The sequence below is a fragment of the Bacillus alkalisoli genome, from assembly GCF_002797415.1.
Taxonomy (GTDB): Bacteria; Bacillota; Bacilli; order Bacillales; family Bacillaceae_I; genus Bacillus_CD; species Bacillus_CD alkalisoli.
Genome location: NZ_KZ454944.1, coordinates 2,941,463 through 2,965,018 on the forward strand (window position 1 = coordinate 2,941,463; position 23,556 = coordinate 2,965,018).

Consider the following 23,556-nt stretch of genomic DNA (forward strand, 5'->3'; position numbering starts at 1 on the left):
TTTGTCAAAAACGTTAATAACAGATTTTTCATTTGGAGTTTGGAGTATCGGAGGATAAAGTAAAATGAAAGCACAGGAACGAAAAACCTTTATATTTACCCAAAAGCGTTCCTATACATATGGAACGGTAGAAAATATTAATGACCAATGGATTTTTTTTGACGCAGAGGACGATGAAGCATTCATGTTAAATGAACTGATAGAAGATGGACTTGAGATATTTTTGTCTAATGAATGGGTACCTGGTGTGTTACTTGAATCAGGTGATGTGTTTTTACACACGTTGCATCAATATGAATTAAACAACGGAGATGCTGTTCGGGTAAGAAAAAAACTTCCTTATCCTTATTTAGAAATGTTAGAAGAATTGTCAGGTGAGTCATTTTTACAGTTTACAAAATTATTAAATTCTAAGGACATTTCATTGTATGATTGTATTTATTGTCATAATACGATGCAATTTATGGGGGAGGAAGTCTCTGATACGGCAAGACGTGGCGTGAACTTCCTTGTTTATGATAATGAATCCATTATATGCTCCGTGCAGCATCACTTTACTCGTGGAAAGCAAATGAGTGATCGATTTGAATATACGTTACAAACTGGGAAGCGGATGTTATTTACTAATTTGGAGCGTAAGGCGGAATAAGAAAGACCACCTGAACTTTTCTCAAGGCGGTCTTTTCCTTATTTATTCTTTAATTTATTGTAGATAAACTTCTCAAATTCTTCTTTAATTAGCGGTTTAGAAAAATAATAGCCTTGTCCAATGTCACATTGCATACCTTTTAGTAAGTCTAGTTGGTCTTCTGTTTCTAAACCTTCCGCTACTACATTCAAATTCAGACCTTTTCCCATTGTTATAATAGCATTAACAATGGCCACATCTTTTGAAGTCATACTTAAGTTTTTAATAAAAGAACGATCGATTTTCAAATTATTTATTGGCAAATCTTTTAAATAACTTAATGAGGAATAACCAGTACCGAAGTCGTCTACTGATAGCTGTACACCTAGTTTTTGAATTTCCTTCATGACCGTAATGCTGTACGTTGCATTTCGCAACATAACGCTTTCTGTTAATTCTAATTTAAGTGCACATGGTGATAAGCCACTAATTTGTAATGCTTTTTTTACAATCTCGACAAAATTTGGTTGTTGAAACTGCGAAGCTGATACATTAACAGATATACTAAACTTTTCATAGCCTTGTTCTTGCCATTTTTTTGCTTCTATACACGCTGTTATTAAAACCCATTCACCGATTGGAATAATTAATCCCGTCTCTTCTGCTAACGGAATAAACTCTAATGGTGATACTAATCCGAGTTTAGGATGGTCCCAACGAATTAATGCTTCCGCTCCAACAACTTGTTGAGTTAATAAGTCTATAAAAGGCTGGTAGCATAAGAAAAATTCTTGTTTCTCTAAAGCTTTCCGTAAATAGCTTTCTAATTCAATTTTGAACAAAGATTGCTCGTTCATATCAGTGGAATAAAACTTAATTTTGTTCCCACCTAGCTGTTTAGATTGATTCATTGCTGCATCTGCATTTTTTAATAATGTTTGTTCATCGTCTCCATCATTTGGGTACATACTAATTCCTATGCTTGCCGTCAGATAGAATTCTTTTTGATTGTAGAATAGCGGAGAAGCTATTGTACTTTGTATTGCTTGAGCAACTTCTAAAACTTCATCCACACCGCTTACTTTTGAAAGCAACAGCGTAAACTTATCTCCACCAAAACGACCTAAATAGCTTCTTGATGGTAGTTCATCATGAATACGCTCCACAACAATTTTCAACAACTCATCCCCAACAAAGTGACCTTCACTATCGTTAATGATTTTAAATCGGTCAAGGTCAATGAACATAATTGCTACTTTTGTTTTCTTTTTTCGAATTTTAATCTCTTTAATGTATTCTGCTAGCTTTTCATTAAAGTTTTGTCTATTAGGAAGCGAAGTTTCTGCATCAAAATAAGCTAAATAAGCAACTTTCTTTTCTGCGTCTTTTTGCGCTGTTACATCTCTTCCTATCCCGAAAATCCCAACATTTTCTCCGTTAACGATAATCGGAATATTTTTAATTAAGAAAGTTTGTATCTTTCCATTTTTAGATTGCAAATTAATTTCATAGAATTGCTCTTTCCCATCAATCGCTCGCCTAAAATGACGCCTAACTCTTTTTTCGTCCGATTCTTCTACAAATCTTAGAGCACTTTTCCCTAGTACTTCTTCTTCCATGTAACCAAATACCTTAGTGAATGTTGGGTTTACACTTGTAAACCTTCCAGATATATCTGTAGAAAAAATAATATCTGAGTTATGTTCAAAAAGAGACTTATATTTTTGCTCCGAATATTCAATATCTGTATTAAGTTGGGCAATATCATTGGCAGAAGCATCTATTAAATTAGTCAGCGCAATTGTCGCTTTTGTTTCATTTTGTATTTTAAAGTCTAATTTAATGCGTTCATAGTTATTGACCTCAGTGGACTCAGAACAAGCTAGAACGACAGTAGAGTAGCTGGTGAATTCTGTCTGTTCTTTTCGAGGAGTGTCAATTTCTCCATAGGAGAAAAAACCTGATGTTGGTGCTATTTGTTGAATGGTAGCCATTTCCTTTTCTACATATGGCAAAAAGTATCTTCTTCTTGCCATACAATTAAAGACAAGAAAACATTCAACATGGCGTTGCTGTATTTTATTTATATTTTTAGAGCTAGCGTTTAACAGTGATTGGCCATCTGCATAAGCGAAATAAAATTGTTCGCCTAAGTCAACTTTTCTATCGATTTTTACACCACCGTTAGGTAAAACCGTCGTTAAAAATGCCCTAATCGTATCCCCATCTCGTTCAAACAAAAGTGGAAATTGCGTACCACTGCTAGGTAATTCTGTTACAAATAACTCTCCTAAATATTGTTTTAAAATACTTACGGCTTTCTTTCCATTTATCTCATATATTTCATTGTTATTACTTCTTGTAATTTGAAACTGCCTTCCTACTTTCCTCCAACTATTATTGGAATAGGAACGTATTGCTAAATCTTCTCCATCTAGACCAATAGCTGCAACTCCGCTTGAAGTAAATTGGTTGTTCAACCAAACGTGCGTATCAGTAAATTCTCCATTCGCACCTGCTAATCCACCGAACACTTTTATGGAGGAGTTATGTAAATTAACTCCTTTTATTAAAGATTCAATATCATAATGCACACCATTTGCGAATAATAAAATTGCCTTTGTTTTTTCAGTTGCAACTTCATTCATAATAGCTTCCCCTACTTCTACTAATGTAGGAAAGTCATCATATTGAAGGATACCAGCATTTATGTATGATTTTTCGAGTAATAAAAAGGAGATCACTACTTGATTTGTTAGTACCTTACCATCGAGGAGTTCACCATCCGTTGTCGTACCTACTACGACAGCTTGCGGAAGCAATCCTTTTAGAACCATTGTTACTTCTTTTAAAAGTGCCCTATCTACTATTCCTGAATAAATCTGCACAAGAATATTGGGGCAATTGTCTATACTATTTTCCGATATAAAAGAAGATAGCTCTTTCTTCTCTGTGTAAAGTAAATTCAACATTTTCATCAGACTATTCACCTACAAATTAGAAGATAACAAAAGGAATTTTTCTTATTCTTTCGACAAAATATTACTTTCATTTTACTATAAGAACCATTTCAATTATATAAAAACTTTGAATCATGCTTAAAAGAATAAAGTCCGTTAGATAGTGACTTTATAGTTTCGGAGTGGGAAGAGGAATTTATGCGGAGTTAGTAAGTAGCATCAAAAAAGCCACCTTCTAAGAGAAAGTGACTTTTTCTTTATTTGGTATAGCGTTGGAATTTATCGGTATTTAACTTACCACAGTTTAGTTCCGTAAGGTAAATAGAAGCCTAAGTAAATAACAACTACTAGTGTAATTGCAAAAAGAATCCAAGGAACTCTAGTTGGTTTTCCTTTTCCTCTACGCACAAGAACCATTTCCATCGCACCGATAACTAAGATCCCTAAGATGGATTTTACAATGTATGTACCATTTATGTATGTACCTACAACATGTAATAATTGTGCTCCTGTTACAACAATTAAGACGTAGAAAAGTCTTAGAACCATTTGCGTAATTTTTACACCCTTTGCTTTGTTAGCGTTTTGTAATAAAAGAACAACGACAAATAAAATAATTGCTACAGCCCATGCTGTAATATGTGCATGTGTCATTAACGTTTTTCCTCCTTGTTAACACTTTTTTCAATACTTCTATCATATCATGTTTGTGGGGAAAGAAGAAATGTTAATGTAGATGATAAAGGTATATTATAAGAAGTTATTAAGGAGGGCAATTTATGAACGTTAATTACTTTTGTTCTCCCAAACCAGCCTTGGCGACTATTCCCATGAACGGTTTACTCTTTTTTTCTACCCTAATCGGCCTTGGCGACTTTCCCCATGAACGGTTTCCTCTTTTTTTCTACCTTAATCGGCCTTGGCGCCTTTCCCCATCAACGGTTTGCTCTTTTCTTCTACCCCGTTCGGCCTTGGCGACTCTCCCCGTGGACGGTTTGCTCTTTTCTTCTACCCCGTTCGGCCTTGGCGACTCTCCCCGTGGACGGTTTGCTCTTTTCTTCTACCCCGTTCGGCCTTGGCGACTCTCCCCATGAACGGTTTGCTCTTTTTTTCTACCCTGATCGGCCTTGGCGACTTTCCCCATGAACGGTTTGCTCTTTTTTTCTACCCTATTCGGCCTTGGCGACTTTCCCCATGAACGGTTTACTCTTTTTTTCTACCATAATTGGCCTTGGCGACTTTCCCCATGAACGGTTTACTCTTTTTTTCTAACCTAATCGGCCTTGGCGACTATTCTCATGAACGGTTTGCTCTTTTTTTCTACCCTATTCGGCCTTGGCGACTATCCGCATGAACGGTTTGCTCTTTTTTTCTACCCTAATCGGCCTTGGCGACTCTTCTCATGAACGGTTTGCTCTTTTTTTCTACCCTAGTCGGCCTTGGCGACTGTTCTCATGAACGGTTTGCTCTTTTTTTCTACCCTAGTCGGCCTTGGCGACTGTTCTCATGAACGGTTTGCTCTTTTTTTCTACCCTGATCGGCCTTGGCGACTTTCCCCATGAACGGTTTGCTCTTTTTTTCTACCCTATTCGGCCTTGGCGACTTTCCCCATGAACGGTTTACTCTTTTTTTATACCATAATTGGCCTTGGCGACTTTCCCCATGAACGGTTTGCTCTTTTTTTCTAACCTAATCGGCCTTGGCGACTATTCTCATGAACGGTTTGCTCTTTTTTTCTACCCTAATCGGCCTTGGCGACTTTCCCCATGACAAATTCATCATTTCTATCTAGATAAATACATTAGTTTATGACTAGTAATGCCAAAAGAAGTATTAGACATAATAAGTATTATTCTTAACTCCTACTTTTTTGTATTTTTTTTGTAAAACAGTTCTTATCCTTTTTTTCGACTCAACCATATTACACCACTCATAAATAACATTAGTAGTAATTTTCTCCTCAGGAAACAAAATTCTAAATTCCCTTACACTTCTCAAAACCGCATCGGCAAATTTCCCCCTATACCCACAGTCTTCACAGTCGACTGTATATCCCTCTATACAAAGATTAAAAGAATGACAGTTTTCACACGTAATCCCTTTGCCAAGCTGATGAAAATTGTAAGTAGGAATCTTTTTATATGGAAAATTATCCATATGCAAGGAAATAAGCTTGTCGCCTAACTTTTTATGCTTCTCGTTCAACTTTGGAATACCGATAGCATTCAACTTATTAAAGAACCTTTTCATTTGGGAGGAGAAAATAAATGGTGTCTTAGGAGGTGTATTGTACATAGTGAAATCTTGGTTAATAAAAACGACAAATGCTTTAATAGAAAAAATATATCCTAGTGATTGGAGTAATTGTCTAAATAACGATTCACTTCTTTTTAATTGTATGAGAGGGTTATTAACTTCAGAGTCAGGTAATAGGTATAATCTTTCGGAGCCGGAGTCGTAAAGATGGTCCCCTTCAAAATTTTTGACTTCAAACAAATAAATAGTATCTTGAAAAATAAGTGTGGAATCAAGTTGAAAAGTATTCCCTTTGTAATTTAAGAGTAAGTCATTAATAACAAGGCAGTTGCTCTGTAAAGCTTCTGTCCAATGATCAAATAACTTTTCACCTTCAAACCCTTTTTGTAAATTAATAAAGTTCTTTTTATCCTTTTCCATCAAATTCATTCTTTCATTTAACAAACGATAGATAACTAGTTCTGCAGGTTCACTTCGATCTTTGTATGGTATGGGCATCAGCATCGTCCTCTCTTTAAATTTTTCAAAAACTATTATATCAACTCCCAAAAATTTGGACAACTTATCCATATTATTCATGAGTAATAGTAAGCAAAGAAAAGATGTAAATGATATAATGTGAAATGAAAGCCATTACATAACGTAATTGGAGGGACTATGATGACAACAAAAACTCATGCAATTATTGAACAAACGGAAAAATTCGGTGCAAAAAACTATCATCCGCTACCGATTGTAATTTCAAAAGCGGAAGGTGTTTGGGTAGAAGATCCTGAAGGAAACAAGTACATGGATATGCTTAGTGCGTATTCTGCTGTAAACCAAGGACACCGTCATCCAAAAATAATACAAGCACTTAAAGACCAAGCAGATAAAATCACCCTAACTTCCCGTGCATTTCATAATGACCAACTTGGTGATTGGTATGGAAAAGTAGCTAAATTAACGAACAAAGACATGGTTCTACCAATGAATACTGGTGCAGAGGCTGTTGAAACAGCAGTGAAAGCTGTTCGCCGCTGGGCATACGATGTAAAAAATGTACCAGTTAACCAAGCAGAAGTTATTGTTTGTGAGGATAACTTCCACGGTAGAACAATGACGGCTGTTTCTATGTCATCTAGCGAAGAATACCAACGTGGTTTTGGACCAATGCTCCCTGGTATTAAAGTAATACCATATGGTGACACTGAAGCATTAAAAGCTGCCATCACACCAAATACAGCTGCATTCATTTTTGAACCAATTCAAGGGGAAGCTGGCATTAACATTCCTCGTGATGGTTTCTTAAAAGAAGCGTATGACATTTGTAAAGCAAACAATGTTATTTATGTAGCTGACGAGATTCAAGCAGGCTTAGGTCGTTCTGGTAAACTTTTCGCATGTGATTGGGAAGAGGTTGAACCGGATATGTACATTTTAGGTAAAGCACTTGGAGGCGGTGTATTCCCTATCTCGTGTGTAGCAGCTAACAGTGATATTCTAGGCGTGTTCAACCCTGGTTCTCACGGTTCTACGTTTGGAGGAAACCCATTAGCTTGTGCAGTATCTATGGCAGCACTTAACGTGTTAGAGGAAGAAAAGTTAGTGGAACGTTCTTTTGAACTAGGTAATTATATGCAAGACAAGTTAAAAGAAATTGACAACCCGATTATTAAAGATATTCGCGGTAGAGGGCTTTTTATCGGAGTTGAATTAACAGAAGCTGCTCGTCCTTATTGTGAACGTCTTAAAGAAGAAGGATTGTTATGTAAAGAAACACACGAAACAGTTATTCGTTTCGCTCCACCTCTAGTAATTTCTCAAGAAGACCTAGACTGGGCAATCGATAAAGTGAAAAAAGTGTTATCTGTATAGTATAGAAAAAACAGGAATGGATGAAATAATCTATTCCTGTTTTTTAATTAGAGCTATTTTATCATCTCTTGTTGATTTCCGCTGCAGGCAGGAGACTCCTGCGGGAGAAGTGCGACAAGGGAGACCCCGCAAGCGCGCTAGCTCTGAGGAGGCTCACTAGTCCACCCGTGGAAAGCGAGTGCCTGCAGCGGAAATCAACACTGTATCACAGAATATTTGGATAGAGAAGATTATTAATCCTACAAAATTATCTATTCCAAAATCCGACAATCTACCCATACTCTTGTATTATTTTGTTTTTTTATGACTTGTTTTATCGAAGTGGTTTTAAAGTTGTCCAAAGCGTGGCATAATGATTTTCATACACAACGGGATGGAGATTGATGGCATGTTAGCATTACTAATCGAATTAAAACGACAAGAAATGTTTCATATAGCAGCACAGTTCGGGTACACAGCCAAAGAAACAGTAAAATGTAGCCAAGAGTTAGATCTATTACTGAATAAACAACTCAATAATAGAAAAAAATTCACGATGACTAGACCTTCTTTTTCTTATTCATATAAATTGGCTAAATAGAGCAAACAAAGGGGCTATCCAGAAAGTACTTCTGATTAGCCCCTTTTCACTTTATTCTAATTCTTTTATAAATTGACCGATTTCTTTTCTTGATTTAAGTCGAATGATTGTCTTTCCTTCCGCTTTATCAAGTTTACGTAAAACTGTAGGTAAACTCTTTTTACGAAAGTTCCACACCCATTGCAAAAATTCATAGTCCGCTTTCTCCGGGCAATTTTCTCCCATATCTGGTCGTGTTTTATTTCTATGTTTCAGCACTCTTTTAATTACACTATATACACAAATCAATGGGTGTAAGTCTAATAGAATAATTGTATCCGCTCTTTGAATACGCAAATCCATAGTGGAACCAAAATTTCCGTCAATTATCCACTCGTCTTTCATTATCAACTGTTCTACAATTTCTTTCCATTCCTCTTTTGGTGTAGGTGTCCAATTTGGTTTCCAAAATACAGAATCTAAATGTATGACAGGTAGATTCGTAACCTCACCAAGTTTTCTTGCAAGTGTCGATTTCCCTGCCCCACCTGAACCTATGATCACAACTCTTTTCATGTAAGTTATCCCTTCATAACTTTTTTGATTGGTTGCATTGTACCATATGTTCCTATTCTCCATATCCATTCTGCAGGACCATATTGGAAGCGACTTAACCACCATTTACTTAACATTATTTGTACAGAAAAAAGAATAATAGCTAAAAATATTCTAAATGATACTGATAAATCATCATAGTACCCTAAGCCATAGCCATAAGCGATAAAAGTACAAACAACGGATTGTAATAAATAATTAGACAAACTCATTCTTCCGATATAGCGAAGTGGTGCTAGCAATGAGTATGCAACGTTCATTTTCACAAGTAATGTAATCGTTGTGAAGTAAAAAATGGCGTGAAACGGTCCGCCGAAAAAGTCTTGTACAATCTCTGTAAAGAGATTTTTATCCGTATAATACGGTAAAAGTTTAAAGACCAACGTACCGATAAGGGTAGTAACCCATAAACCTTTTAATAATTTTAAATGCTCTGTTGCTTTTTCAACTAGCTTAATCTTCGCCGCAGCTGCTCCAAGTAAAAACATTGGTAACAATGTAAAGATAATAAAAATAAAGTTACTAATATTTACAAAGCTCCAATCGTGTATACGCTGTGCCGTAATTTCTAAGTAAGAACCATTCTTATATACTTCTATGGACTGTTCAACCATAGGCTTCATCTCATCAAAAAACTCATAACCCATTCCAAGTTTAACAGCAATATAATAAGAGAGTGCAAGTAATCCATTAGGTATTACTAATAGTAATACAGCTGTCCAGGTTAATCCTTTAACAGATACTTTCAAAAATGGAATTAAAAGAAAGCCAATTAAAGCATAAAGAATCAATATATCTCCGTGCCAAATAAGAAACGCATGGATACAACCAATGATTAAAAGTACAAATAGCCTCCGACTAAAATATTTCCCTACTGACAGTCCTTTTTCTTGTAATCTAGTTGTAAAGATAATGAATCCATAACCAAACAAGAAAGAAAACAACGTGTAAAAGCTCGCTTGTGCAAAAATATCAATAAAACTTAATGCCCATATATCCGTTTGATGCGTCCAGTATTCATTTGGATTTATGTATATAAACGGAGAAAAAAAAGCAAGCATATTTACTAAAAGTATTCCAAAAATAGCAAATCCTCTAATTATATCTAACGTTACAATTCTTTCTTTTTCCTGTATAGGTTGCATCCCATCTCCTCCTTTTATTTCCAACAATTTATTATAACGCTTTATTGGTATAATCGTCTTCTATTTTTTCACAAACAAGGGCGTTTATCATAGTATACCAATAAGAAAGTTTTAAAGGAGTTCTTAGTATGCCCGCAATTGTTGGAGCAGTAAATGTAAATAGCATCGGTAATGCTGCTATTTTTCATATTGGTGATGTATTCAGTATGGCGCCTATAAGTTCTGCAAAAACTTTCGCTGGTGCAGGAAGTTTTAATACCGCAGATAAAATTAATGTTAGCAATACGAATAGCCAAACAAATACGTATGATCAAGATGTTAACGATCAGCCGGTTGCATTAAACATGTAATCTGTTGCTTCTTAAAGGAGGCGATTAAATTGGCAACAAACTTTTTTATTCATCAAAACATTACGATACATCAGATAAAAATTGGCGGTGTATCCAACTCCTCTATTTTTCAAATTGGGAGTGCTGGTGTTATCAAATCACTCTCTAATTTATACAATACTGGAGGTTTTGTTGAGCCAGCTCCTACAGGAAGTGGAGATATTGATGAAGGAGGCTCTTTTGTACCAATAGGTGGTATTGCTAATTAGTGAACTGAAATAGGCATTCACCCATTCGTCATATGTGCATACATTAAGTATTAACAAAAACGTGCGCAAACGGGGTGATCATTATGTATTATCAACAACAACCTTACTTTTACGAATCTCAACAACAGATGAAACAGATGCAAGAGATAGTGGAAAAACAACACAAACAAATTCAGACGCTCGAAAAACTTTTAAAAACAATGCAACAAGAGATCATCCAACTAAAAGAAAAACCGACGATGAATATTGAACGGATTGAATATAAGTTTGACCAACTAAAAGTGGAAACATTAGAAGGAACGTTAAATATCGGGTTAACTCCAGGTTCAACTGGAGAAATAGAGGACTTCATCGTGACGCAAGACAACATGCAAGTATCTGTTCAAAAGCGCAGTGAGAATGTCGCTAAATTAGTGGAAGAAGATTTAAGAAACTATTTAGAAAAAGACGCCTCAAATGCAATTAATACAGTGGCCGCTAATCAAGGAAGACAACTAGATGTCCATTATTCCGATTTTATGATACAAGATATAAAGTCACAATTACCGAAACGAATTAATCAATATTTAAATCAAATTACACCTGAAGCAATAAAACAAAATTTAAGTGACGATGAAATTCGTAAAATGACTGTACAACAATTAAAAACAGATATGACAAAAGCATTTTCGACTTTTATCCAGACAATACCTAGTAATAAAGGTGGTGGCAAATCTTGAATTTCCATGTAGTAAATAACGGTTTACATGTTAATCATATCGAAATTACAGGGGTATCTTCTTCTTCCATTTTTCTTATAGGTGACACTCAAAATATTTGTTTAAGTTCCATTTTCGATACTCCGCCAGAATCACTTATCATCGGTCCATTTGTTCCGTTAACAGCAGAGTAAAGGGTGTATAAATATGAGAGTTTCCCAGGTAGAAGAAGTTAATGTTCACTCCTTATCATTTAGTTCTCATTTTACCATTGGAGATTCTGCTAACATTAATGCTTTTTCGAAAGCTTTAGCTGTTAAGAGGGAATTTCCTCGATTTTATGGAAGAGAAGGAAATTTTCTTGCTTATTCATTATTCACTAGACCAATTCCCAAACCGGTTATTACCGAAAATGTTTGCTTGAATGTTACCAATAATAACCGTAACATACATGTACAGAAGGTAGATATAAGTGGTATTTCCTTTTCGTCTGTTTTTCAAATTGGTTCAAATAAAACGACAAATGCAGAAGCTAGAATAAAGCATATAAGACAATTACTTGGAAATGGTAACGATAAAGAAGCAGATGAAGAATGATGAAAATGAGAAAGGAAGACTCGTATGCCAGCGATTGTAGGCCCAGTACAAATTAATTCTGTTGGTGGTGGCTCTGTTAACTTCGGTGATTCCTTTTACTTAAGCCCGAAGGCTACAGGTAAAACACAAAGTGGTTCTGGAGGTTTTAACACAGGAAATTTCATCGTAGCAAATAACGGTCTTAGCGCAACAAATACAATTGACCCAGATGTTAATGACCAAAATATAGCAGCAAATCAATAAGTATAATTATATACAAAATGTCCGAGGTTTTATTTTCATTAAAATGAAATTATATTTATCAGTAAATTATTAATTAGCCCTTTCTAGCTGTTGATTGGAGCGCAAATGAAGACTCCTCGAAAATGCATACGCATTTTCTTCGTGCGATGAATCGCTCCGTAGCTTTCCTTGTCCTGCGGGAGAAGCGGGAAGCGGGAGACCCCGCAGGCGCGAATGCGCTGAGGAGGCTCCCGGCCCGCCCGCGGAAAGCGAAGATTTGCGCTCCAATCAACAGCGGGTACTCCTCACAGATATGAACAAACTAGACTGTTGTAACATATACTATTTTATCATGATATATAAAGGATGACTCGTATGCCTGCAATAGTCGGTCCTGTTGCTATCAATAGTATTAGTGGTGGCGCCGTAAATTTTGGTGATTCATTTTATCTTTCGCCTAAAAGTGCGTCTAAAACAAATGCCGGATCTGGATGTTTTAATACAGGGAATTTTATCGTAACAAATAACGGTCTAAGTGCAACAAACACCATTGATCCTGATGTTAACGATCAGAATATCTCGGCAAATAACTAATAAATAAACGTATAAAGCCAGCCTTAAGGTCGAATGAGGCTGGCTTTATTATCGTTTTTTTAATTGTGCTGATTTTCTTGTTATAGGAATTTTGGTGGAAGGTTGCTTTCGAATCCACCTTAAAAACTTCGATATTTTTTCATCTTTCCTCAACAATGCTATCGTGTTCAACCTAACTGCAAGTTCCTCATTTGGATATAACGCATGAATTTGTTTATGACATGGGATACATAAATTTGTAGTAGGTAAAAAGGTTCCATCCATTTCTTTCGGTGTTAAGTGATGTACGGTTATTTCGACATGTTCTCTTCTACATAATTCACATGTTCCAGTATTAAATTTCTTCTTAGCCATGTTTATCAGCTCAACTTTTATTTATTTTTTGCGTTATTTCCAATAATTCTTCTCTCTTTTTATCAATAAATTCTACACTTTTCAGGAGTCTATGTTGTAAAGCATTCATCTCTTCCTGTAATTTGTTTATCGTTACTATTTCATTCTCTAAAGATTGATACGCTACATCTATAAATGTATCCATCCATTGATCTTTTAATAAGTCTATTTCTTTTTCCCCTTGTATTAATCGATCACTCCACTTTTGCCAATCCACATTGTACGTATCTAATAATATCACTAAGTGATCTTTATTTACTGCTCTCAAATTATAGTTTGCCACTAAGGCTTCTTTTTCTTTCGTTATCTGTAAAACGTCTTGTCGTAGTGCTTTTTGTTCACTTGACACTTCCTTAAATAATGCTTTTAAAAAAGCCGTGCTATTTTTTTCCTTTGGATAACTTCTTTCCCATTGATACAGTGATTCATCTTCATGGAGTACAGTAGGAAAATTTGTATCTTGTAACATTTCAAACAATTCAGAGGCTAAACGCTCAAATTTCACTTTAATTGTTATGTTCTGTTGATACTCTTTTTGAATTAGTTTTCTTAACTGCTCCAGTTCCTCTAACTCTTCTTGCCTTATTTTTTTCTCATTCTCCATTATCACAGGTTTATGTTGAGTGGAACCACATACGGGACAAGCTTTACCTTGTATTAATTTTTTTGATAATTCCATTGCAAGTTGTATAACTCTCTCCTGCTCCAGTTGTTCTTTTAGGTTGGCCTCTTCTCTATCTATCTTTGCCAACAACCAATCTAACTTTGCAGTTAAATTAGCTGTGGATTGGAAATAGGATTCTGTTCTTTCCCATACAGATGTGAACTTCGCCTTCATCTTACTTTGGTTGTTTTCAAGTTTATTTATTTCATTCGTTGTTTTTTGGATTTTAATATATAGGGAATTTTCTTCATCCACAACTTGTTTCAATGCCTCTTCTTTTTGAACAATTTGTAGCTTTGCGTCATAGGCTTGCTTCAGTAATTGTTTTTTTTTCACCTGTAAACTTACATTTTTCCACTCTTCTTTCAAGGCTTTTTGCTTCTCGCTAGCCTTTTTCAGAATAGCTTTTAATTTCTCTTCTTCTAATTTAAGCTTAGCTACTTTGTCGTTTTTATCGTTTAATTCTATTTCGGATTCGAGATTTTGTTTCTTATCACTAGATTCATTCATTCAAAACCATTCCCCCGATAAGTAGTAAAGGAAAGCTTGGCTAATATAGCCAAGCTCCATTAAGCATATTCTTTTTTTCTTTAGGCTCTCTTTTCTAAATGATTGTTGTTTTGGATATTAATGCAGCCCGTTCCTTTCCGCTGCAGGAACCTGCTTTCCGCGGGGAGCGACGGGAGCCTCCTCGGCGCATGCGCCTGTGGGGTCTCCCGCTTCGCTCTACTTCCCGCAGGAGTCAGGTTCCTTCCGCTCCAATCCACTAACGATTTTAAATTAAATTTAAAAGCAACAAACTTTGAGAAAAGAGCATTTCTGTATTACAAATAAATTATATGTTTATTAACCGATTACCATCAAAGAAAAATAAATATTTTTCATTGACGGTTTTATGCCAAATTTGTTCGACAGCTTTACTGTAATAGGCTATTTGCTTTTCGTATCGACTACGAAGCATTGATTGTATTTCTTCTTCTTCTTTCTTGATGCGACCTGTGATTGTATCTGTTTTATAATCAAGTAATACTACACCATGCTCATCTTCAAATAAACAGTCAATCACACCTTGAAGTAAAACCGTCTCGCCTGCTAGCTCACTTTTACCATATAACTCATCTGCTTCTAAAGCAAAACTGAATGGCACTTCACGCTGAATTTTCTTCGCATTTCTTAGGCGCATTCCAATTGGCGTTTCAAAAAACGTTACGATTGATTCTACGTCCACTACTTTTGCTTGCTCTTCTGTAATAAGCTCACGTGCAACCATCTTACTTATTTGCTCTCTAACCGAAGAAATTGTTACCAAATCCGTTTGGAAGTCGATATGTTGCATGGCAGCATGAACGGCAGTACCAATTTCTGCTGGAGCCAATTTTTGCTTTTGAACAAACTTTGGTCGATCCAAGAAAAATTTCTTCGTCGTTGAGACTAATTGCATATCCGCATAAGGGTCTTGTGGTTCTTTTAACCTCTTTAGCTCTGAAACGGATTGTTTGGAACGGACCGATGTGGCAGTGGCGTAATTATATTGCCAATGTAATTGCTTTTTCACTGTATCTTTCCAATCTGACTCTATAGGAACTGCTTCTCGTTTTTTTATTATTTCAGTTAAAGCCTGTTCTTCTAATTTTTCTTCTTCCATTTCAGCTAAAAATTCAGCAACTGGAATAATGGATATAGTTAACTTCGCTGGATGTTTCGTTATTTCTTCAGGTACTATGGCTGAAACAGAATCTGTTCGCAACACCTCTGTATCGTTATGTCTAACTAACGAAGGACCTATCCAGTCAAGATACGTTTTGGCATTTGCTCTTACATAGTCTGGTAGAAGCCATTGTTCATTACTTACATGTTCATTCCAGTCAGCGAGCGATTTTGTTGCATCTTTAACTGTACCTAATAGGTATAGTTTTTCTTTTGCACGAGTTAGTGCTACATATAAAACACGCATTTCTTCTGCAATAAGCTGAGCTCTTGCTTTTCGTTTCATTGCTAATTGTAAAATGGTTGGATACGTGATTCGTAGTTTGGGATGGACAAATTTAGTCGCTAACCCGAACTCTTTATCAAGTAAATAGGAACTGTTTAAATCCATCATGTTGAATTGTTTAGAAAGGCCAGCAACAAACACTATCGGGAATTCTAAACCTTTACTCGAATGGATTGTCATTAAACGAACAACATCTTCTTGCTCCCCTAGTGCTCTTGCTGCCCCAAGGTCTTCTCCTCTATCTTGCATTCGCTCGATAAATCGTAAAAAGCGAAATAATCCACGAAATGACGTTGATTCGTATTGCCTTGACCTATCATATAGAGCACGTAAGTTTGCCTGTCTTTGTTTACCCCCTGGCATTCCACCCACAAAGTCATAAAAACTTGTATCACGGTATAGTTGCCATATTAAGTCCGAAAGTGCTCCTTCTCTCGCTTGCGAACGCCACTTTTGTAACATGTCTAGAAAGAAGATTACTTTTTGTTGTATTACCTCTTCTCCTTCTGTTTCAACACTTTCTCTACAAAACTTTCGTAATGCTTCAAAATAAGTGCCACTTTTTTGTTGAATTCGAATGTTTGCTAAATCATTTGAATCTAAGCCAACAATAGGTGAGCGCAACACAGAAGCTAACGGTATATCTTGATATGGGTTATCAATGATTTTTAAAAGTGAAATCATCACAGCGACTTCAGTTGCTTCAAAATAACCCGTACTAAGGTTTGCATATAGTGGTATACCTTCTTGTTTAAATTGTTCCGTAAACTGAGGTGCCCATGGCATCGAACGTAGCAATATGACAAAATCTCGATACGTAACTGCACGCATACCTTTTAAATGTTTATCATAAATTTGAAATTTAGATTGAACTAATTCTTTTATTCTTTTGGCAATAAATTTGGCTTCTACTTGTGCCGTTTCTAATTCTACTTTGTCAAAAGTAGCTTCACCTGCAACATGTTCATCCAACTCATCACTCTCTGCTTCTTGATTACTTTCTCTATTAATTAAAATAAGTTCTGCAGATGTCTGATTATGCTCTGGATAATCTTTAGCTCCCCATTTAAGTTCAGCCTGATCGTCATAGTCGATTTCCCCAACTTTTTCTCCCATTACTTGTTTGAAAATATAGTTGGTTGCATCTAGTACTTCTTTTCGAGAACGGAAGTTACGGTTAAGATCAATTCTTTGCCCCATCTGTTCAGCATCTTTCGCAAATCGTTTATATTTACTTAAAAATAGGAAAGGTTCTGCAAGTCGAAATCGATAAATAGATTGTTTTACATCTCCTACCATGAACATGTTTCCTGACTGTTCTTCATCTTTTGTTACAAGCTTTAGAATCGTTTCTTGAACCATATTCGTATCTTGATATTCATCCACCATCACTTCTTTAAATAGTGATTGATAACGTATTCCCGCTTCAGAACGAATTATTGTTCCGTCTTCATTTTCCACTCCTAAAACGGCTAAGCACAAATGTTCCAAGTCAGAGAAATCAACGAGCCCTTTTTCTTGTTTCATTTTCGTAAAACTCTGACCATATTTACGTACAACTTGAACTAACGTTTCCATAACTGGTGCTAGCTCTTCTAAATCTTTTAAAAATGATTCTGTCTTACGAGTGAATAATTCGTCCTTTAAGTCATTTACTACCTTCTTTGCTTTATTTCTTAGTTTATTCCATCGCTCTCCGATTTCTTTATCAAACTCGTCACCCTTACAGGTTTTCGCTCGCGGAAAGTCAATCGACTGCATGGCATGATACGTTTCTTCCCATGAATGTTTTAATGCTTCTTCCAAGCGAAATATTTGTGCTAAATCTTCCTCAACATTTACAGCTCTAGGGTATGGTCCACCTGGAAGTTTCGTAATTTCCATAGCGCTATGGAGCATAGCCTTCGCACCTTCTAATTGCAACGAAATGTCTTCTTTTAACATAGAGATAAAAGGCAGTCTATCTATCGATACGTTTGCTCCTTGCTTATAACGATTTACTAATTCATCTAACCAACTATCTGGATTGGCATTCGCTCTAGAAAAATCATGTAACTTTAAAATGATTGTTTGTAATGCCGCATCCGATCGGTCGTTTGTAAAGCGATCTACTAAGTCAAAAAAACGAACATTATCTTCTTGTCCATATTCACTTTCTAATAGTGCATCTAACACTTCTTCTTGAATAATTTGTGTTTCTGTCGTATCAGCAATTCGAAAGCTCGGATCAATATTAATTAAATAATAATATTTTCGAACAACTTCTAAACAAAATGAATGGATAGTGGAAATGTTCGCACGGTTTAAAAGACTTAATTGCCTACGTAAATGCAGAGAAGCTGGCTTTTTTTGTAGCTCTTTCTCTAGCGCCTCACCAATACGATGACGCATTTCTGCCGCAGACGCATTCGTAAAGGTAACCACTAGCAATCGGTCGACATCTACATGTTCATTTACAATTTTATGAATCATTCTTTCTACTAATACAGCTGTTTTTCCAGATCCTGCAGCCGCAGCAACTAAAATATCTCGGCCAGTGGAGACGATCGCTGTCCATTGTTCATCTGTCCATTGACTATCCTTTGGTTTTGGATACATTTCTATCATTCTACTTCTCCTCCTTCCTTGTTTTTATTTAAATTTGCTAAAAGTTCTTCCTTCTTTAAAGGTTGTAACATTCTATATTCATTTTCTTCTAACGATGTATCAAACTGACATATCGATTTGTAAGAACAAAATGTACAAGGTGTTTTATTTTTCAACTTATACGGGGTAATGCTAGTTTCACCACTCGTTATGTTAGTACCTATATTCATATAGGAGTTTCTTACATGTTCACGTAATGCAGTAAACTCTTCTTCTGAAGCTATGGAGGAACTAGCACTAAATCCGCCTTTTTTATTGATTCCTGCAGATACAATTTTAGAGGTCCCTGTTTCTAACGTTTGGTCCATTAGCCGAACAATATCTTCGTCTCCGAGCATTAGTCCTTTCATTTTAAAACTTTTAAAGATTTCGTCCTCAATTATATCCTCGGCTACCATTCCTTTTGTCTTGATTAACGGATTGTGCACATGGAAGTACAGAACCCCGGCAGGAGTTGCCTTTTCGCCTAACCATTTTTCAGAGTGCGTTATGACGACATCCAAATACGTTAACATTTGCAATGCTAATCCATAATAAACTTCTGTTAAGTCTAATCCTTTATCACTGGATTTATAGTCAACGATTCTTAATAAAAGTCCGTTATCACCTTGCGCTTTGTCCACTCGGTCAATTCTTCCTATCAGCTCCATCGTTGTACCATTTGGAAGTGTAAAGCTTATTGGTGGAAGTTCTTCTTTTTGCCCAAAACCAAGTTCAAGCCCTATCGGAGTAAATTTACTTGCTTTCGCATGTTCGCTTAAAATATAGGATGCTCGACTGACAATGGCTTGGAGTTTTTGCTTTATATAGTGATAACGGTTAGAACTTAGTAATATTTCTGCCTGTAGCTTAGGTGCTAACATTTCTACCGCTTCATAAGCATATCTTTCACATTCGGACTTTGATAAAGCTCTCCAATCTAATCCTTGCTTACGCAGTGAATCAGCAATTTGCTTTAAGGCTGCATGAAAAAGCTGACCTATGTCTGGTGCCTCTAGTTTATATGTCTTTCTTTCCTTTAGCTTTAAGCCATGTGAGGCAAAGTGGGAAAATGGACAAGCTTGGAACTTCTCCATTCGTGACACACTCGCTTGAATGTGATCACCATATAATTGTTGGCTAACTTCTTCCTTAAGGTTCGCAGCTTCATTACGATAAAATAAACTGTTTAGTGCAATATCTGCTTTACGCTTCCATGTTGGCACAGCAAGAAACTCATTGTAAACGTCCCACCAGATGTCTTCGATTGGATAATGTTTTTTCCATGCTTGCAGTTCTACTGCCAAATGAGAAAGTGTAGTAGATGGTGAGTGGATAAACCCTAATTGTTCTTCTATTGGTAAATCCGTTGGTTCGTTTAAAATTAACCTTTCCTTTAACTCTGGAAACATTTCTTTTAATCTTTTTATATAGGAAGAAGCTAACATCGTCTTCCCTTCTTCATCTGCTAATGGATACGTAATATGAAGTCTTTCCTTTGCACTTGTAAAAGCAATATACGCTAAAAAGTGGTCATCTAATAGCTTTTCTAAACTACCTGGAGCAAGTTCTAAGCCATAGGAGGATAAAAATTCTCTGTCTTCCTCCGAGACAAAGCCTTCATCCTTCACTTTTGCTGGAATTACGCCTTCGTTAACGCCAATTACGAATGTATGTTTAATGTTTGATAAACGGGATAAATCAAAATTTGCAATGATTACTTGGTCTGCTGCAGGTGGAACTAGACTAAATTGCATACTTTCTAATCCACTTTCAATCATATTTGAAAACATGGATACAGAAACAGCATGGTCTCCGATTAATTCAACCATCTGGTCTAACATGTTAATGACCGCTTTCCATACTTGTTCATGTTCTTTCGCTTTTTGCAATTGTCCTTCCGCTTCTGCTTTTTCCATGCGAGCTTCTAGTTTTTGCGGGATTTTCAATTCTTCTAAAAATTGATATAACGCTCTACAATATCCTTCAACCGTTTTTGTTTTTTTCCATCTTTTTTGCAAAGTTAAAATCGGCTGAACAATTAATTCTCGCAACTCATTTATCTCTTCTTCATAACGTAACTCTGCATCTGTTTGAACATATGGTCTTTCTGTATCAATATTCGCATAGCGCAAATATTTCCAAGGCTTATCATTTGTCCATTTACTTCCTTGAATTCCGTATGATAAAACATAATTTTCAAGTTTATCCGTTTTTTCTCGCATAATATCAAGTCTTTGTTTTGGATGGAACAAAAGGTCTGTTTTTATACAGCGGAATACTGATTCATATCGCCAGGTACGCGTAATCGTTTCTAAACTTGACCTAATTAGTTCCACCAACGGATGATGAAGCATCGTCTTTTTTGCATCCATAAAATGAGGGATCTCATAATCTGTAAAGATGGTGTGCAATAAGTCGTTATAATCATTACTATTTCTAACAATGATCGCGATATCTTTATAACGATTGCCTTTGTCTCTAACTAGTTGAACGATTTCTCTAGCAATTCCTTCGACTTCAGCTCGTCTGTTGACAGATTGAAAAATAGATAATTCTAACTTGCCACTATAAGCGACAGTTGGTCTCACATCAAAATATTGCTCTAAATGTTGTAAGGATAAGGCGTTTGTAAATCGTTGGAACGGTTCTAGCATTAATGATTTCTCTACCTTTATTCCTTCATCGAGTGCCATGTTTCTTAGCTTTTGATACGTCACACCAGTCATTCTGAATAGATGTAAATCGTATGGAGCTTCTTCATTGTATTCTTTATCTAGTGTTAAAGAGATGTTAATGGATTTGCATTGCTTCATTAACATTTTCATTACTTCATATTCTTGAGGTGTAAAACTATGGAATCCATCAACATATACTGTTGCATCTTTTAGGTAGTTAGAATAAGGAATTTTTTCGGCTAATAACGTTAAGTAATCCTCACCATCTACATATTTCCCTTGTAAGATTGAATCCAATTGACTATAAACGACCAAAATATCCGTTAGTTTTTTTGCTAACATTCGTTCGTGGTCAGCAATCATATCGTCGGTTTCCATTCGATGAATTTTTTCTTGTAAAAGCTCTGGAGTTACGCAATATCGCTTGAATTCCGTGATCATCCCTTCCATCTGTTCAATAAATCCAAATTGCTCTGCAGATTTACCAAAAACATGGAACTGCTGTTTATGCTCCTCGATTACTTTGCGAAGCATCATATGTATTCCTGTTTGGTCTATATGGAAGCGACTAATGCCACCTACTTCTTGTAATACTCTCCATGCTAAACGCGTAAAACTAAACACTTGCGCGCGAATTATTCCGTTTAATGTATTAGTGCGGACTAGTTCGTATTCTGTTTGGAAAGTCATTTGTTCTGGTACTAAGTAGATAATTGGTGATCCGTCTGGAGTTTGTTCTAGTTGTTTAATTACTTCATTTTGACACCAAGTCGATTTGCCGCTTCCGGTACGACCAATTATAAATTTCACCTTCGACATGTAGTCCCTCCTCTAAATTAATATAAGGTAAATACGGTTCTAATTGTTGATTTCAACTGCAGGTGTTCCCTTTCCGCGGGCGGTAAAAAGGAAGGTTATTTTCACTGTCGTGAAAAAACCTACTCCTCGGCGCATTTGGCGCCTGCGGGGTCTCCCTTGACGCGCTTTCCCGCAGGACAAGGAAGGCTCCGGAGCGATACATCGCACGAAGAAAATGCAGTAGCATTTTCGAGAAGTCTCACACCTGCAGCTGAAATCAACTAAAAATCGTTTAAACAATTCTTAACACACCATAATAATCCAAAACCTACATTTCTCTTTTAATGAAAGTATAACCGATTTTTTATTTATAAGGTAAGCTGGTTTTGGTATAGGCGTCCGTTACTTGCATTGTGACGTTAAAGTGAATGTAGGCACCTTTTTTGTTTGATGCGCATATCGTTATAGATGGGGAGGTGTTTTATGTTCTCATCTATACGCTATTATGGGTCTGGCATCCTTTTAGTGTTAATGGCGATTTTGGTAGCTTGTAACATTTATACACTATTACCATTATATACTGTCATTTCCTTACAGTGGAACGTTACGGTATCAGATGTTGTAATTGGTAGTAGTTTTTTTACTCTTTTCTATGCTATAGGGTTATTGAGCTTTGGTGCATTATCAGAAAGATTAGGACGTAAAAACATCTTAATGTTTGGTATTTTAGGCGCTGCATTTGCTACTGCTTTAGTTGGATACTCGAATAATTTAACTACCCTTTATTTCTTTAGATCTCTCCAAGGCTATTTACTAGGATCTTTTGCTCCCGTTGCCTTCGCTTACTGCTTTGACCATTATCAAGAAAGAATGCGAACAATCGTCATTTCTTTAATTAACACAGGTTTTTTAATGTCTGGAATGATAGGTCCGCTTTTGAGCTATACCATTTTAACTAGTTGGAGTTGGCAAGGTGTCTACTTTTCCTATAGCTTGTTTTACTTACTCATTTTTGTCTTATGTATTGTTTTTTTAAGCCCTTCTGCAAAACATAGAAATACAAACCCCTTACCATTTAGTTCCTTTTACGACTTATTAAAAAATCGTAATTTACGTAGAAGCTATTTTGTTGTTTTTTCCTTACTGCTTTCTTTTGTTGCTTTTTTTGATAGTTTTTATCGTCATTTACATGCGCACTTTACTGGTGATTTTTTACATGTCGTACATGCAATTGGATTGATTGGGACTTTTTCTTCTTTACTTACAAGCTATTTTACAAAGAAACTAGGGATTAATGAAACGATGATAGTCTGTATAGGATTAATTATCTTATCTTTCTTGATGATGTTTTTAATACCTTCGTTATGGGTATTTTCTATTTTTTCTATATTGTTCGTTGCAAGCCTGTCGATATTAATTCCATCTATCATATCTTACATCGGTTTAATGGCTCAGTCGAAACGCGCGATTGCTATCTCTTTATATTCGTTTACCTTATTGACTGGTGCAAGTATTGGACCAATCATTAGTGATCGATTTGCCTTTCCAGCTTTACTTGTATTTTTTATAGGATGGTATGTTGTTAATATTTTTGCACTTAGTAGAGTCGAAGTTTATCAAGAGAAGAAAGTGAATTTAAATAAAAAAAGCATGGGGTATACACTTTAGATGTAGTC

20 protein-coding genes are annotated in these 23,556 nt (G+C 36.0%); 11 read left to right on the plus strand and 9 right to left on the minus strand.

Annotation, left to right across the window (positions count from 1 at the left end):
- Positions 1-64: 64 nt before the first annotated feature.
- Entirely contained in the window at positions 65-649 is a 585-nt protein-coding gene (locus tag CDZ89_RS14690) for a DUF2777 family protein (RefSeq protein WP_100333896.1), read from the plus strand.
- A gap of 38 nt (positions 650-687) precedes the next feature.
- Here the strand turns inward: CDZ89_RS14690 and CDZ89_RS14695 are convergent, their stop codons facing one another.
- From CDZ89_RS14695 to CDZ89_RS14705, 3 genes are all read right to left on the minus strand, one after another.
- A complete protein-coding gene (locus CDZ89_RS14695) occupies positions 688-3,606 on the minus strand; it encodes a bifunctional diguanylate cyclase/phosphodiesterase (protein WP_100333897.1) in 2,919 nt (972 codons plus the stop codon).
- A gap of 276 nt (positions 3,607-3,882) precedes the next feature.
- Positions 3,883-4,242 carry a YisL family protein gene (locus CDZ89_RS14700; protein ID WP_096155189.1) on the minus strand — a complete coding sequence of 120 codons (360 nt, stop codon included), beginning with the start codon at positions 4,240-4,242 and terminating at the stop codon, positions 3,883-3,885.
- A gap of 1,179 nt (positions 4,243-5,421) precedes the next feature.
- Positions 5,422-6,342 (minus strand): nuclease-related domain-containing protein, encoded by a 921-nt coding sequence (locus tag CDZ89_RS14705; RefSeq protein ID WP_227521517.1) that lies wholly within the window; start codon positions 6,340-6,342, stop codon positions 5,422-5,424.
- Between the two features lie 159 nt (positions 6,343-6,501).
- On the opposite strand from CDZ89_RS14705, the gene CDZ89_RS14710 reads away from it, so the two are divergent.
- Positions 6,502-7,701 carry an ornithine--oxo-acid transaminase gene (locus CDZ89_RS14710; RefSeq protein ID WP_141395212.1) on the plus strand — a complete coding sequence of 400 codons (1,200 nt, stop codon included), beginning with the start codon at positions 6,502-6,504 and terminating at the stop codon, positions 7,699-7,701.
- 388 nt (positions 7,702-8,089) lie between these two features.
- Complete coding sequence (locus CDZ89_RS14715) at positions 8,090-8,281, plus strand: aspartyl-phosphate phosphatase Spo0E family protein (RefSeq protein ID WP_100333898.1); 192 nt, start codon at positions 8,090-8,092, stop codon at positions 8,279-8,281.
- A gap of 51 nt (positions 8,282-8,332) precedes the next feature.
- Here CDZ89_RS14715 and CDZ89_RS14720 read toward each other — a convergent pair whose 3' ends face one another.
- Together CDZ89_RS14720 and CDZ89_RS14725 are read right to left on the minus strand one after the other, a co-directional pair.
- On the minus strand, positions 8,333-8,836 hold the full coding sequence (locus tag CDZ89_RS14720; protein WP_100333899.1) for a DNA topology modulation protein: 504 nt from the start codon (positions 8,834-8,836) through the stop codon (positions 8,333-8,335).
- Between the two features lie 5 nt (positions 8,837-8,841).
- Entirely contained in the window at positions 8,842-10,020 is a 1,179-nt protein-coding gene (locus CDZ89_RS14725; protein WP_100333900.1) for a DUF418 domain-containing protein, read from the minus strand.
- Between the two features lie 128 nt (positions 10,021-10,148).
- Between CDZ89_RS14725 and CDZ89_RS14730 the strand changes: the two genes are divergently transcribed.
- The 7 genes from CDZ89_RS14730 (at position 10,149) to CDZ89_RS14760 (ending at position 12,729) form a co-directional block, all read left to right on the plus strand.
- The gene (locus CDZ89_RS14730; protein ID WP_096155194.1) at positions 10,149-10,370 is read left to right on the plus strand and encodes a spore germination protein; all 222 of its coding nucleotides are present in this window, start codon (positions 10,149-10,151) and stop codon (positions 10,368-10,370) included.
- A 29-nt stretch (positions 10,371-10,399) separates the two neighbouring features.
- Positions 10,400-10,618 (plus strand): spore germination protein GerPB, encoded by a 219-nt coding sequence (locus CDZ89_RS14735; protein WP_096155195.1) that lies wholly within the window; start codon positions 10,400-10,402, stop codon positions 10,616-10,618.
- Positions 10,619-10,701: 83 nt separating this feature from the next.
- Positions 10,702-11,337 carry a spore germination protein GerPC gene (gerPC, locus tag CDZ89_RS14740; RefSeq protein WP_100333901.1) on the plus strand — a complete coding sequence of 212 codons (636 nt, stop codon included), beginning with the start codon at positions 10,702-10,704 and terminating at the stop codon, positions 11,335-11,337.
- Positions 11,334-11,510 carry a spore gernimation protein GerPD gene (locus tag CDZ89_RS14745; protein ID WP_096155197.1) on the plus strand — a complete coding sequence of 59 codons (177 nt, stop codon included), beginning with the start codon at positions 11,334-11,336 and terminating at the stop codon, positions 11,508-11,510. The genes gerPC and CDZ89_RS14745 overlap by 4 nt, the downstream gene beginning before the upstream one ends.
- A 13-nt stretch (positions 11,511-11,523) precedes the next feature.
- The gene (locus CDZ89_RS14750; RefSeq protein ID WP_100333902.1) at positions 11,524-11,913 is read left to right on the plus strand and encodes a spore germination protein GerPE; all 390 of its coding nucleotides are present in this window, start codon (positions 11,524-11,526) and stop codon (positions 11,911-11,913) included.
- A gap of 24 nt (positions 11,914-11,937) precedes the next feature.
- The gene (locus CDZ89_RS14755; protein WP_100333903.1) at positions 11,938-12,156 is read left to right on the plus strand and encodes a spore germination protein; all 219 of its coding nucleotides are present in this window, start codon (positions 11,938-11,940) and stop codon (positions 12,154-12,156) included.
- Between the two features lie 354 nt (positions 12,157-12,510).
- Positions 12,511-12,729, plus strand: a complete 219-nt coding sequence (locus tag CDZ89_RS14760) for a spore germination protein (protein ID WP_096155200.1) — start codon at positions 12,511-12,513, stop codon at positions 12,727-12,729.
- A gap of 48 nt (positions 12,730-12,777) precedes the next feature.
- Here the strand turns inward: CDZ89_RS14760 and CDZ89_RS14765 are convergent, their stop codons facing one another.
- From CDZ89_RS14765 to addB, 4 genes are all read right to left on the minus strand, one after another.
- The gene (locus CDZ89_RS14765) at positions 12,778-13,083 is read right to left on the minus strand and encodes a hypothetical protein (RefSeq protein ID WP_096155201.1); all 306 of its coding nucleotides are present in this window, start codon (positions 13,081-13,083) and stop codon (positions 12,778-12,780) included.
- Between the two features lie 10 nt (positions 13,084-13,093).
- Positions 13,094-14,296, minus strand: a complete 1,203-nt coding sequence (locus CDZ89_RS14770; protein ID WP_100333904.1) for a hypothetical protein — start codon at positions 14,294-14,296, stop codon at positions 13,094-13,096.
- A 325-nt stretch (positions 14,297-14,621) separates the two neighbouring features.
- Entirely contained in the window at positions 14,622-18,386 is a 3,765-nt protein-coding gene (gene addA, locus CDZ89_RS14775; RefSeq protein WP_100333905.1) for a helicase-exonuclease AddAB subunit AddA, read from the minus strand.
- On the minus strand, positions 18,383-21,901 hold the full coding sequence (addB, locus tag CDZ89_RS14780; protein ID WP_100333906.1) for a helicase-exonuclease AddAB subunit AddB: 3,519 nt from the start codon (positions 21,899-21,901) through the stop codon (positions 18,383-18,385). The genes addA and addB overlap by 4 nt, the downstream gene beginning before the upstream one ends.
- 462 nt (positions 21,902-22,363) lie before the next feature.
- Here addB and CDZ89_RS14785 point away from each other — a divergent pair, with 462 nt between their 5' ends.
- Complete coding sequence (locus CDZ89_RS14785; RefSeq protein ID WP_157842749.1) at positions 22,364-23,548, plus strand: MFS transporter; 1,185 nt, start codon at positions 22,364-22,366, stop codon at positions 23,546-23,548.
- Positions 23,549-23,556 lie beyond the last annotated feature (8 nt).

Bases quoted from the DNA above. Each gene is read 5' to 3' on its own strand.
- addA (WP_100333905.1), bottom strand. From the start codon at position 18,386: ATGATAGAAATGTATCCAAAACCAAAGGATAGTCAATGGACAGATGAA.
- CDZ89_RS14715 (WP_100333898.1), top strand. From the start codon at position 8,090: ATGTTAGCATTACTAATCGAATTAAAACGACAAGAAATGTTTCATATA.
- CDZ89_RS14720 (WP_100333899.1), bottom strand. From the start codon at position 8,836: ATGAAAAGAGTTGTGATCATAGGTTCAGGTGGGGCAGGGAAATCGACA.
- gerPC (WP_100333901.1), top strand. From the start codon at position 10,702: ATGTATTATCAACAACAACCTTACTTTTACGAATCTCAACAACAGATG.
- CDZ89_RS14750 (WP_100333902.1), top strand. From the start codon at position 11,524: ATGAGAGTTTCCCAGGTAGAAGAAGTTAATGTTCACTCCTTATCATTT.
- CDZ89_RS14700 (WP_096155189.1), bottom strand. From the start codon at position 4,242: ATGACACATGCACATATTACAGCATGGGCTGTAGCAATTATTTTATTT.
- CDZ89_RS14755 (WP_100333903.1), top strand. From the start codon at position 11,938: ATGCCAGCGATTGTAGGCCCAGTACAAATTAATTCTGTTGGTGGTGGC.
- CDZ89_RS14710 (WP_141395212.1), top strand. From the start codon at position 6,502: ATGATGACAACAAAAACTCATGCAATTATTGAACAAACGGAAAAATTC.
- CDZ89_RS14705 (WP_227521517.1), bottom strand. From the start codon at position 6,342: ATGCCCATACCATACAAAGATCGAAGTGAACCTGCAGAACTAGTTATC.
- CDZ89_RS14690 (WP_100333896.1), top strand. From the start codon at position 65: ATGAAAGCACAGGAACGAAAAACCTTTATATTTACCCAAAAGCGTTCC.
- CDZ89_RS14695 (WP_100333897.1), bottom strand. From the start codon at position 3,606: ATGAAAATGTTGAATTTACTTTACACAGAGAAGAAAGAGCTATCTTCT.
- CDZ89_RS14770 (WP_100333904.1), bottom strand. From the start codon at position 14,296: ATGAATGAATCTAGTGATAAGAAACAAAATCTCGAATCCGAAATAGAA.
- CDZ89_RS14730 (WP_096155194.1), top strand. From the start codon at position 10,149: ATGCCCGCAATTGTTGGAGCAGTAAATGTAAATAGCATCGGTAATGCT.
- CDZ89_RS14725 (WP_100333900.1), bottom strand. From the start codon at position 10,020: ATGCAACCTATACAGGAAAAAGAAAGAATTGTAACGTTAGATATAATT.
- addB (WP_100333906.1), bottom strand. From the start codon at position 21,901: ATGTCGAAGGTGAAATTTATAATTGGTCGTACCGGAAGCGGCAAATCG.
- CDZ89_RS14785 (WP_157842749.1), top strand. From the start codon at position 22,364: ATGTTCTCATCTATACGCTATTATGGGTCTGGCATCCTTTTAGTGTTA.
- CDZ89_RS14760 (WP_096155200.1), top strand. From the start codon at position 12,511: ATGCCTGCAATAGTCGGTCCTGTTGCTATCAATAGTATTAGTGGTGGC.
- CDZ89_RS14765 (WP_096155201.1), bottom strand. From the start codon at position 13,083: ATGGCTAAGAAGAAATTTAATACTGGAACATGTGAATTATGTAGAAGA.